The 11051-nt window shown below is 69.1% G+C and carries 10 protein-coding genes; 6 read left to right on the plus strand and 4 right to left on the minus strand.

Going from position 1 to position 11051, the window contains the following annotated elements; genetic code table 11:
- Window positions 1-84: 84 nt before the first annotated feature.
- Complete coding sequence (locus ACNPM4_RS16715; protein WP_448986426.1) at window positions 85-1107, minus strand: DUF2804 domain-containing protein; 1023 nt, start codon at window positions 1105-1107, stop codon at window positions 85-87.
- A 140-nt stretch (window positions 1108-1247) separates the two neighbouring features.
- Between ACNPM4_RS16715 and ACNPM4_RS16720 the strand changes: the two genes are divergently transcribed.
- The 4 genes from ACNPM4_RS16720 to ACNPM4_RS16735 are packed head-to-tail and all read left to right on the plus strand — an operon-like array spanning window position 1248 to window position 4480.
- A complete protein-coding gene (locus ACNPM4_RS16720) occupies window positions 1248-2039 on the plus strand; it encodes a hypothetical protein (protein ID WP_417504259.1) in 792 nt (263 codons plus the stop codon).
- Window positions 2040-2044: 5 nt separating this feature from the next.
- Complete coding sequence (locus ACNPM4_RS16725; RefSeq protein ID WP_448986427.1) at window positions 2045-2563, plus strand: hypothetical protein; 519 nt, start codon at window positions 2045-2047, stop codon at window positions 2561-2563.
- A gap of 28 nt (window positions 2564-2591) precedes the next feature.
- On the plus strand, window positions 2592-3248 hold the full coding sequence (locus ACNPM4_RS16730; RefSeq protein WP_448986428.1) for an SDR family oxidoreductase: 657 nt from the start codon (window positions 2592-2594) through the stop codon (window positions 3246-3248).
- 26 nt (window positions 3249-3274) lie between these two features.
- Complete coding sequence (locus ACNPM4_RS16735) at window positions 3275-4480, plus strand: glycoside hydrolase family 3 N-terminal domain-containing protein (RefSeq protein WP_448986429.1); 1206 nt, start codon at window positions 3275-3277, stop codon at window positions 4478-4480.
- 3 nt (window positions 4481-4483) lie between these two features.
- Here ACNPM4_RS16735 and ACNPM4_RS16740 read toward each other — a convergent pair whose 3' ends face one another.
- The 3 genes from ACNPM4_RS16740 to ACNPM4_RS16750 are packed head-to-tail and all read right to left on the minus strand — an operon-like array spanning window position 4484 to window position 7083.
- Window positions 4484-5365: a 3-methyladenine DNA glycosylase gene (locus ACNPM4_RS16740; RefSeq protein WP_448986430.1), complete on the minus strand. Its 882-nt coding sequence runs from the start codon at window positions 5363-5365 to the stop codon at window positions 4484-4486.
- A gap of 16 nt (window positions 5366-5381) precedes the next feature.
- Window positions 5382-6407 carry an App1 family protein gene (locus ACNPM4_RS16745; RefSeq protein WP_448986431.1) on the minus strand — a complete coding sequence of 342 codons (1026 nt, stop codon included), beginning with the start codon at window positions 6405-6407 and terminating at the stop codon, window positions 5382-5384.
- A gap of 4 nt (window positions 6408-6411) precedes the next feature.
- A complete protein-coding gene (locus ACNPM4_RS16750) occupies window positions 6412-7083 on the minus strand; it encodes a DedA family protein (RefSeq protein ID WP_400858387.1) in 672 nt (223 codons plus the stop codon).
- Between the two features lie 41 nt (window positions 7084-7124).
- Here ACNPM4_RS16750 and ACNPM4_RS16755 point away from each other — a divergent pair, with 41 nt between their 5' ends.
- Entirely contained in the window at window positions 7125-8447 is a 1323-nt protein-coding gene (locus ACNPM4_RS16755; protein ID WP_448986432.1) for an anthranilate synthase component I family protein, read from the plus strand.
- 34 nt (window positions 8448-8481) lie between these two features.
- Window positions 8482-11051 (plus strand): leucine--tRNA ligase (leuS, locus tag ACNPM4_RS16760; RefSeq protein WP_448986433.1); only part of this gene is annotated, 2570 nt, incomplete at its 3' end.

The raw sequence follows: 11051 nt of genomic DNA on the forward strand, positions 1-11051 counted from the left end.
CGGCGAGCACGATCGGCGCCAATCGTGCCGGGCGTTCGGCGGCGAAAGGTGTGCAGCGCGCGCTGCGGTCCGCCGGGGCGAGCGTCACCAGCGGTTGAGCACCTCTTCGGCGAAGCCCTCGATGCCGTCGACGCGCACCGGCGTACCCGTGTCGTCGTGCACCCAACCCGACCAGACGCCGAACAGCTGATCGGTCCGACTCGCGATGACCAGCGCATTCGTACGTGACATCTTGTCGTAGAACGGTGTGAACGTGAGGTCGGCGGTCGCACCGTGCACCTGCCAGGGGCGCATGAACTGCTCGGGGTCGTAGTCCCACACGAGTTCCTCGCTGATCTTCGACAGGCGCCCGTCGACGAGCAGGGCGTTCTCGGTGGCCCCGGAGCCATCCGTCCACTTCGCGCCGAGCTGCAACCCGATCGTGCGGCCGTCGACGATGCCGCTACCGGCGGCCCAGTTCCACCGCACCTGATACGGCCAGCGCCCGCGTCCGTGGTCGAGCACCGCCCAGCTGCCCACCGGCACGTCGTGGGCGGTGCCGTCGATGGCGATGCTGCCGGTCGTCGGCCGCGCCACATCCTTCACGGTGTACTGGAACCGGCGGATGTCGTCCCCCCGACGCCAGGGCACCACCACGCCGAGCGACTCGTGCTCGGGCGGCCTGGCGGCGAGCAGGTCGAACGACACGCGAGGAGCGGTGCCCCGCAGACGCGTGCCGTCGAACACCTCGTCGACGTCGAGCGTGATGCGGCGGGTCCGGGCCCGCACCGGGCCGTCCCCGAGCGATGGCGGCAGCGTCGCGGAGCGCGCTCCGGGGGAGATCACGGTCGATCCGATGTCCTCGCCGGTCGCCCGGTCGAGTACCCAGACCTCGTGCAGCGCCAGGTAGTCGACGCACGACACGGTGAACGCGATGATGTGCGACGGCGTCATCACGTTCCAGTACTCCCAGCGCTTGTTGCGCCCCCAGCGGCCTCGACCGGGGATGCCGGATGTGTCGTGCAGAGGCGTTCGAGACCAGCCGAGCGCATCGCGGTTCAGTGCCCCGTCGGGAGTCGTGAGCGCGACGGGCGCGGTGATCTCGCGCTCGATCAGCGGTGTGGGCATCGTCGTCCTGCTGTCGGGAGGGATACCGTTCGGGTCGGCATCGTTGACCCGAGTGTAGAGGACCCGGTGCCGCCGTACGAGGGACCCGGCACACGGATCCGTGTTCGGGCGGAGACCGGCGCCTGGCTACGCTGAACAGCATGCTCCGCATCGTGTTCCTCGTCGTCTGGCTGCTGCTCTCCGCCTGGCTCGTCATCTGGGTCGGCGAAGGGCTGTTCGGCGTGGATCAGCGTCACTCGATCCTCCCGTTCGCCGGTGAGGACACGCTCGGCGGCCCGATCATCATCGGCGTCGCGTGGGGCCTGCTGCTGACGTTCGGCGGGATGCTGTCGGGCCTGGCGCGTCGCAGGACCCCGCGTGGTGAGGCGCAGATCGGGGTCGGCACGATCGTCGAGGTCACCCGCACCGGGATGACGGTCAACGACGTGCCGCAGTACGACCTCTTCATCCGCGTGACCCCGAGCGCGGCCGATGACTTCATCGGGCAGCTCCGTACGCTCGTGCAGCCCACGGATCTCGCGACGCTCCAGGTGGGGCTTCCGGTCCCGGTGCGCTACAGCGTGACCGACCAGGACACGGTCGAGCTCGCGGACCTCAGCGACCCCGCTGTGCGCGACGCGATGCTGCAGTGGCGCATCGACCGAGGCTTGATCGACCCCCGCCAGGTACGGGCGCGCACCAGCGGGACGCAGGTGCCCGCGTCGGTGCTCGAGGTGCGGCCGACGGGCCGACGTCGCGAGGGGCAGAGCGAACTCGCGCTGCGCGTGCTCATGGCACCAGAAGGGGCGGCGACGTGGGAGGCCGACACGACCGTGTTCGTCTACCCCCAGGCGATCCCGCATCTCCAGGTGGGAGCTCCCGTATGGGCGTTCTACCGCCGGGAGGACCCGCAGACCGTCGCGGTGACCATCGAGAAGGAGACGGCACGTTGAACCCGATGGACACCCTCGTCTGGCTGGTGAACTTCCCGGCCTCTCACGGCTACGCCATGGTCTTCATCGCGGGGTTCTCGACCCTCGGGCTGTTCGCGCTGTCGGCGCGGGGTGCGGTTCCGGGTGAGGCGCTGCGGAGCATCCGGGAGCGGGAGGGCCTCCTGCACCCCACGGAGCGTCCGCGTGGTCGGGTCTGGGCCGGCATCGTCCGTATCGGTGCCCGCGTGCTGGCGCTGGTCATGGTCGGATCGCTCGTGATCGGGATCCTCAGCCTCACCGGAGTACCCGTGACCCGTGCCTATATCTACGACAACGGCCGCCCGACCACCGGCACACTGGAGGGGGACTGGGTGACCTTCACGACCGCCGAGGGCGTCGAGTACACGCTGGAGAGCAACTTCTTCACGCCCGCCGTGTACCCGGACCGCGACGTCTACCTGGCGAGCGGCGAGCCGGTGGTCGTCCGCTACCTGCCGAGCCATCCGCAGGCATTCGTGATCGACAGCGATCAGACCCCGCGCTGAGGTCGGAGGGGGCGCGTAGGGTGAGGGTATGTCGCGCATCATCGTCTTCGGCGGCCACGGCCGCATCGCCCTTCTGCTCGCGCCACTGCTCGTCGCCCGCGGTGATGAGGTCACCGGCGTGATCCGCAACCCGGAGCACGCCTCCGATGTCGAAGCGACGGGGGCCGAGGCCCTCGTCGCGGATATCGAGAATCTCGACGTGGACGAGCTCGCCGAGATCATCCGCGGGCACGACGCGGTCGTGTGGTCGGCCGGTGCCGGTGGCGGATCACCGGAGCGCACGTACGCGGTGGATCGTGACGCCGCTCAGCGATCGATGGATGCGGCCGAGCGGGCGGGCGTCCGCCGCTACGTGATGGTGTCGTGGCTCGGATCCACGGCCGATCACGGTGTCCCGGAGGGCGACTCCTTCTTCCCGTACGCGGATGCGAAGTGGGCGGCCGACGAGCATCTGCGCGGCAGCGGGTTGGAAGGCACGATCCTCGCTCCCGGCACGCTCACGTTCGACGAGCCGACCGCGCGGATCCAGATCGACCCAGCGGGCAGCGGAGCCGTGTCGCGGGCAGACGTCGCCGGGGTCATCGCCGCATCGCTCCACGGATCGTGCACCATCGGCCGCACGATCCGTTTCGGCAACGGCGACGCCGCCACGGCGGTGCCGATCACCGAGGCGCTCGGCTGCTGACGCGTCCACACCGCACCGGACCCGTCATGTCCCGATACCGTCGATGGGCCGCAGGAGCGCTGGCGGTCGTCGCGACGGCGGCACTGTGCGCCTCACCGGCAGCGGTCGCTTCGACCGCCCCGTCGACGGCTGCCTCCCGCACCTCCGCCGCGGTCTCCCCGGTCGCGGAGCCGACCGGCCCGGCCGCGCATGCGACCGCTCTCGTCAAGGAGATGTCGGTGGCCGAGCAGGCCTCCGCCGTGGTCATGGGGCACGTGTCGGGAACGGATCCCGCCGCGCTCCGGGCATACATGAGTTCCGGTCTCGGCGGGTTCATCCTCATGGGAGCGAACATCCCCGACTCGGAGTCCCAGCTGCAGGCTCTCACCGCCGCGATGACCATCGATCCCGCGTTGCCGCCGCTGATCGCTGTCGACCAGGAGGGCGGGATCGTCTCGCGTCTGCACGGCGATGAGTACGCGGCCTCCACCACGCTGAAGCGGCAGCCGGTCGACGCCACCTCGGCGGCGTTCACGGCTCGAGGGTCGCTGGTGGCCCGCGCGGGGATCACGGTGAACTTCGGCACCGTGGCCGACTTCACGGCCGACTCGGGAACCTTCATCTACGGTCGCGCGCTCGGCACCGATCCCGCGAGCGCCGCGGATCGAGTGTCGGCCGCCACCACCGCGCAGGAGCAGTTCGTCGCTTCGACGCTCAAGCACTTCCCCGGACACGGCGCAGCCCCCGGAGACTCGCATTCCGCGATCCCGAGCACGAGCATGGGGCTCGACGCATGGCGCAGTACGGAGGCTGTCCCGTTCGCGGCTGGCATCGATGCCGGAGCATCTCTCCTCATGTACGGGCATCTCGCCTACACGGCAGTGGACACCCTGCCAGCCTCCCTCTCGGCGAAGTGGCACGAGATCGCCAGGGAGGAACTCGGCTTCGAGGGGGTGGCGGTGACCGACGACCTCGGGATGCTGCTGTCGTCGGGGAATCCCGCCTATGCGGATCCCGTCGCCAACGGTGTCGCCGCGATCGCCGCCGGCAACGACCTGGTGCTGATGATCGCGGGCTCCGATGCGCAGACCGCGGGCAAGATGGCGGCCGGGATCGCGGCGGCGGTCGAAGCCGGCACTCTGCCGAAGGAGCGGCTCGAAGAAGCGGCGACGCGGGTGCTCACGTTACGAACCCAGTTGTCCGCGGCATCGGTGGGATGGACGCTCTGCGCCGACTGCGAACCGGCGGAGTGACGCTCAGGCCGCTTCTCGTGTGCCGTCGCCGAGCCACGCGTCCAGCAGAGCCCTGCGCAGTGCGGTGCCGCGTTCGGCGAAGACGCGCTGCCGGCGCACATACTCCGCCTTGCCCTCCGGCGTCTCGATGCGGACGGGGGTGACATCCCATGCCGAGAGATCGTACGGCGCGGCCTCCATGTCCAGCAGCCGGATGTCACGCGCCAGCTCGAACGAGTCGAGGAGGAGTTCGCCGGGGATGAGGGGCCCGAGCTTCGTCGCCCACTTGTAGAGGTCCATCCCCGCGTGCAGACACCCCGGTTGCTCGAACAGCGGCTGGTCCTCGCGGCTCAGGGGCGTGCGATTGCGGGGGACCGCCTCCGGGGTGAAGAACCGGAACGCGTCGAAGTGCGTGCAGCGCAGGTCATGACTCTCGACGACCGCATCCGTGCCCGCCCGTCCCAAACGCAGCGGCACCGCGTGACGGTGCTCGTCCGCCTGGTACACCATCGCCCACTCGTGCAGGCCGAAGCAGCCGAACTGGCCGGGGCGCGACGCCGTGCGGCGCAGCATCCGCTCCACGAGCGCGGCGAGGTCCGCCTTCTCCTGCGCGAAGGATCGGGGATCGGGCACGACACCGCCTTCGGTCTCGCCCGGCGAATACCAGCGCCACGAGAGACGTTCGGGCGCGTCCTGCAGCTCGACATCGGCTCCCGGGTGCCAGCGCCGAAGCTGTGCCGGCTTGTAGGAGTAGTACGTGAACAAGAAGTCCCACACGGGGTGCTTCTCGGAGCGGGAGGAGCGCTCGCGATGCGCGGCGGTCAGCGCGTCGGCGCGCTCGTGATGCGACTGCTCACGGGTGAGCCATTCTTCGCGGGGGAGCGCCCTCTCGATCAGCGTGTGCATGTGTGCTGTGGTCTCGTCAGTGCAGGATGCCGGCTTCACCGAGCAGGTCGCGAAGCCCGGCGCCGTCTTCGGCACTCACCCACGGTGCCACGTCTTCGGAATGCGGCTCTCGGCCGGCACGACCGCCGGCGAGCACGGCTTCTGCGGGCAGCAGGCGCCGGATGGCGACCCCGGCGACCGAATCGGGATGCTCGTCCATGAACTGCGAGTAGATGGATTCGTCGTGCTGGCCGTCATCGCCGATCAGCAACCACTTCACGTCGGGGAATTCCGTCGCCAGCCGGCGCAGGTTGGTGAGCTTGTGCTCACGCCCGCTGCGGAACCAGCGCTCATGCGTGGGGCCCCAGTCCGTCAACAGCATCGACCCCGCCGGGAAGAGATGCCGACCGAGGAAGCGCCAGAGGGTCGGAGCGACGTTCCACGCGCCGGTCGACAGGTACACCATCGGTGCTCCGGGGTGCTGTCGCAGCAGCTGGTCGAGCAGCACGGCCATTCCGGGCACGGGGAGGCGGGCATGCTCATCGAGCACGAAGGAGTTCCAGAAGGCGATGAACGGACGCGGCAGGGCCGTGACCATCACGGTGTCGTCGACATCGGACACGACGCCGAACGTGGTCTCCTTGGCGACGATGAAGGCGCCGGCTTCGACGGGCTCCTGCCCCTCGACCGAGATCATGAAGTTCTGCCAGCCGGGCTCCAGGTCGACGGGGATCTTCGCATCGACCACGCCACCGCGATCGGCGACCAGCTGATGCGTCGTCTCGCCGACATGCACGGTCACGGTCGCGTACCCGACCGGGATCCCGACGAAGCTGCGCCAGCCGCGCACGCTCGCCGGCTCGCCGTCGCGGGTGCGACGCTGCGGGGGCACGATCAGCACTCGACCCACGACCCGCACCCAGCCCGGACCGCCGTAGCCGGGGAACGGGAGGATCGTGGCGACACGGCCACGACGGCGCGCACGACCTTCACGCCAGACATGGAGGCGATGCTCGAGTCGGGCGAACCAGTGGATCCGGGGGGCTGGGGGAGCCGATGCCATTGACTCAGTCTTTCACGTCGGAGTCGGCTGCCGACTCCGGGGCCTCCTGATGACGGGCTTCGAGCCGCTGTAGCAGTTTCTTGCCGAGGAATGCGAGGAGCAGGAACAGCGCGATGACGCCGACGAAGATGTAGCCGGCGAAGTGCACGCGATCGACGAGTTCGCGGAAGCTGCCGGCCGCGAGGGAGGTCACGCTCACGTACGCGGTCGCCCAGAGCACGCACGCCGGAGCGGTCCAGGCCAGGAACTTGCGATACGGGTACTCGCTCATGCCGACGGTGAGAGGCACGAGGGAGTGCAGCACCGGGAGGAACCGGGACAGGAAGATCGCGATGCCGCCGCGGCGTTCGAGATAGTTCTCTGCGCGGACCCAGTTGTGCTCGCCGATCCTGCGGCCGAGCCACGACACGCGGATGTGCGGGCCGAGCCAGCGTCCGAGCCAGAATCCGATGCTCTCGCCGATCAGCGCTCCGATCACGACGGCGACGCCCATCGCGATGCCCTCCCACACGGTGGCGACGCCCATCGAAGCGATGATGACGATGGTGTCCCCGGGGACGATGAGGCCGATCAGGATGCTGGTCTCCAGCATGACGGCGAGCCCCGCGACCAGCGTGCGCGTGATCGGATCGATCGACTGCACGGTGTCGAGGAGCCAGAGCAGGAGGTCGTCCACGTCATGAGAATACGGGAGCGACCCGGTCCTAGGCTGGAAAGGTGCCCGAACAGTTGACCGCTCGCCTCCTCCCGTCCTGGGCGGAGCCGTGGGCCGTGTTCCGGATGCTCGAAGCGCGCGTCGCCGATGTCTTCTGGCTCGACGCCGGCGCGGATGCCGCGCAGGGCTGGAGCTTCGTCGGCACGGGGGAGCGCTCGTCCCTGCCGCGGGAGGTGGCACTGGATGCGGCTCCGACCGATCGCACCCGTCCGCCCTTCTCCGGTGGGTGGGTCGGCTGGCTCGACTACGAGTCCGGTGCCGCGGCCGCCGGCGCCCCGGTGAGTGGGCCCGTCGACGAGCCGGGCGGCTCCTGGCTGCGCGCCACACATGTCGTCGCGTTCGATCATGCCGCGCGGCACACCTGGGTGCTCAGCGCCGACGACGAGCTCCCCTCGTGGACAGCGGAAGTCTCCGCCGTCCCGCAGCCGGCGGACGACACGGTCCCCCTGAAGGTCCCCGACGGTGCGCGTCGCGTCGCCGAAGCGCGCCACGATCCGCACGAGTACGCCGCGCTCATCGAACGCTGCCGCGACCTGATCCGCGCCGGCATCGCTTACCAGCTGTGCCTGACGACGCGGTTCACGGTGGCCGGGGCGCATGATGACGTCGACGTCTACCGTCGCCTGCGCGCTGCGACGCCCGCGCACCACGGCGGCTTCGTCCGCATCGGCGGCCGCACCCTGCTGAGCGCCAGCCCCGAGCAGTTCCTCCACGCCGAAGGGGGAGTGATCCGCACCCGCCCCATCAAGGGGACCCGGCCTCGGGGCGCCGATCCGGAGGAGGATGCCGCGCTGGCCGCAGAACTCGCGGCGGATCGCAAGGAGCGCGCCGAGAACGTGATGATCGTCGATCTGATGCGCAACGACCTCTCCCGCGTGTGCGAGCCGGGGAGCATCCGCGTCGACGGACTGTGGGTGGTCGAGAGCTACCCGGCCGTCCATCAGCTCGTGAGCACCGTGAGCGGTGTCGCCGCGGCCGGGACGACCGTCGGTTCGCTGCTCGACGCGGCCTTCCCCGCCGGCAGCATGACTGGCGCCCCCAAGCTCTCCGCGATGACGAGACTGCACGAGTTGGAAGGCGGGCCGCGCGGCGTCTACGCCGGCTGCTTCGGGTACATCGGGGCGGACGGCGTGCTCGACCTCGCCATGGTCATCCGCAGCATCCTGATCGATGGCGACCAGGCGGTCGTCGGCGCGGGCGGAGGCATCACCTGGGGATCGGTCGCCGCATCCGAAGTCGCCGAGGTCGCGACCAAGGCGCGAGCTCCCCTCGCCGCGCTCGGTGCGGAAATGCCGGGGGTCTGGCGTTCCGATATCCTGAACTGATCCCGCTTTTTCCTTCAGATTGGTCGTGCGTTCGTTGTCTGAGAACCTGTCCACCGCTCCCGCCGATGACGAGACTCCGTCGGCGCACGCCATCCAGACGAAGTGGCAGAAGTACTGGGCGGAGAACGGCACGTTCCTCACCGGCGGCGAGGAAGACACCCGGCCGCGCAAGTACGTGCTCGGGATGTTCCCCTACCCGTCCGGTGACATGCACATGGGGCACGCCGAGAACTACGCGTACGTCGACATGGTGGCGCGGTTCTGGCGTCACCGCGGGCACAACGTGCTCAACCCGATCGGCTGGGACTCCTTCGGCCTGCCCGCGGAGAACGCGGCGATCAAGCGCGGCGCCGACCCTCGGGAGTGGACCTACGCGAACATCGATCAGCAGAAGCAGAGCCTGAAGGAGTTCGGTACCTCCTACGACTGGACGCGCGTCCTGCACACGTCCGACCCCGAGTACTACCGCTGGAACCAGTGGCTGTTCCTGAAGCTCTATGAGCGTGGGCTGGCCTATCGCAAGAAGAGCCCGGTCAACTGGTGCCCCAACGACCAGACCGTGCTGGCCAACGAGCAGGTCGTCGACGGTCGCTGCGAGCGCTGCGGTGCCGAGGTCATCAAGAAGAAGCTCACGCAGTGGTACTTCCGCATCACCGACTACGCCGACCGTCTGCTCGACGACCTCAACCAGCTCGAGGGCTTCTGGCCGCACAAGGTGCTGCAGATGCAGCGCAACTGGATCGGACGCTCGATCGGTGCGGATGTCGACTTCGTCATCGAGGGTCGCGAAGAGCCGGTCACCGTCTTCTCGACGCGCCCCGACACGCTGCACGGAGCTACCTTCTTCGTCGTCGCACCCGATTCCGACCTGGCGTCCGAGCTGGCGGCGGATGCGCCTGACGAGGTGCGCCAGCGCTTCCGCACCTACCTGGAGCAGGTGCAGAAGGAGACGGACATCGCCCGGCAGTCCACGGACCGCCCGAAGACCGGTGTCTTCCTCGAGCGCTACGCGATCAACCCGGTCAACGGCGAGAAGCTCCCGGTGTGGGCGGCCGACTACGTGCTCGCCGATTACGGTCACGGTGCCGTCATGGCAGTTCCCGCCCACGATCAGCGCGACCTCGACTTCGCCCGCGCGTTCGACCTGCCCGTCAAGGTCGTGGTCGACACGACAGCTCCTGTCACCGGCGCGATGCCCGTGATCGAGGTCGACGACGAAGGGGTGCCGATCGACACCGGCGCCGCGCTCGACGAGCAGAACCCGGCATCCACAGGCATCGCGTTGACCGGCGAAGGCCGCATGATCAACTCGGGTGCGCTGAACGGACTGTCCAAGCGCAACGCGATCGCCCGCGCGATCGAGCAGCTGGACGCATCCGGCACCGGACGCGCGGCGAAGAACTACCGCCTGCGCGACTGGCTGATCTCGCGCCAGCGCTTCTGGGGCACTCCCATCCCGATGCTGCACACCGAGGACGGGGACATCATCCCGGTTCCCGAAGACCAGCTGCCGGTGAAGCTGCCCAGTGTGGAAGGTCTCGACCTCTCGCCCAAGGGCACCTCGCCGCTCGGGGCAGCGGAGCGCTGGGTGCGCACCACGGCCCCCGGGACCGGTGACCCGGTGCTGCGCGACACCGACACCATGGACACTTTCGTCGACAGCTCCTGGTATTTCCTGCGCTTCCTGTCGCCGAACAGCGACACCGTCGCATTCGACCCGGCTCAGGCCGACCGGTGGGCTCCTGTCGACTCGTACATCGGTGGTGTCGAGCACGCGATCCTGCACCTGCTGTACGCGCGCTTCATCACGAAGGTGCTGTTCGACATGGGGCTGATCGACTTCACCGAGCCCTTCACGACGCTGATCAACCAGGGCATGGTTCTTCTCGACGGATCGAAGATGTCGAAGAGCAAGGGCAACCTGGTCGAGTTCTCGTCGAGCATGATCGACCCCGGTGCCGATGTCGTCCGTGTCGCTCTGGCCTTCGCGGGCCCGGTGGAGGATGACATCAACTGGGAAGACGTCTCCACGGCCGGTGCGCAGAAGTTCCTGGCCCGCGTGCTGCGGATCGCCGGCGACGTCGCGAGTCCGGTCGACGTCGTGTTCGACGGTGGGAACCCCGCACTGCGCCGCGCGACGCACAAGCTGCTCGCCGAGGCCCCGGCTCTCGTGGAACAGACGAAGTTCAACGTGCTGGTCGCCCGCCTCATGGAGCTGGTGAACCTCACCCGCAAGACGATCGACGGTGCTGCCGGTGCCGCCGATCCCGCCGTGCGTGAGGCCGCCGAGACGATCGCCGTGATGCTCGACCTGTTCGCCCCGCACACCGCCGAAGAGGTGTGGGAGATCCTGGGTCACGAGCCCTCCGTCGGCCTGGTGCCGTGGCGGTCCGCCGATCCGGCGTTGCTGGTCGAGGACACGATCACCGCCGTCGTGCAGGTGGGCGGCAAGGTCCGCGCACAGCTCGAGGTCTCGGCGCGCATCGGCGAGTCCGAGCTCGAAGCGCTGGCTCGTGCCGACGAGCGCGTGATCCGTTCGATCGGCGACCGCGAGATCGTCAAGGTCGTCGTGCGCGCGCCCAAGATCGTCAGCATCGTCGTGAA

This window comes from Microbacterium umsixpiens, from assembly GCF_053543675.1.

Excerpts from the sequence above, each read along its gene's own strand:
- ACNPM4_RS16715 (WP_448986426.1), bottom strand. The coding sequence starts at position 1,107 with ATGCCCACACCGCTGATCGAGCGCGAGATCACCGCGCCCGTCGCGCTC.
- ACNPM4_RS16720 (WP_417504259.1), top strand. The coding sequence starts at position 1,248 with ATGCTCCGCATCGTGTTCCTCGTCGTCTGGCTGCTGCTCTCCGCCTGG.
- ACNPM4_RS16725 (WP_448986427.1), top strand. The coding sequence starts at position 2,045 with ATGGACACCCTCGTCTGGCTGGTGAACTTCCCGGCCTCTCACGGCTAC.
- ACNPM4_RS16730 (WP_448986428.1), top strand. The coding sequence starts at position 2,592 with ATGTCGCGCATCATCGTCTTCGGCGGCCACGGCCGCATCGCCCTTCTG.
- ACNPM4_RS16735 (WP_448986429.1), top strand. The coding sequence starts at position 3,275 with ATGTCCCGATACCGTCGATGGGCCGCAGGAGCGCTGGCGGTCGTCGCG.
- ACNPM4_RS16740 (WP_448986430.1), bottom strand. The coding sequence starts at position 5,365 with ATGCACACGCTGATCGAGAGGGCGCTCCCCCGCGAAGAATGGCTCACC.
- ACNPM4_RS16745 (WP_448986431.1), bottom strand. The coding sequence starts at position 6,407 with ATGGCATCGGCTCCCCCAGCCCCCCGGATCCACTGGTTCGCCCGACTC.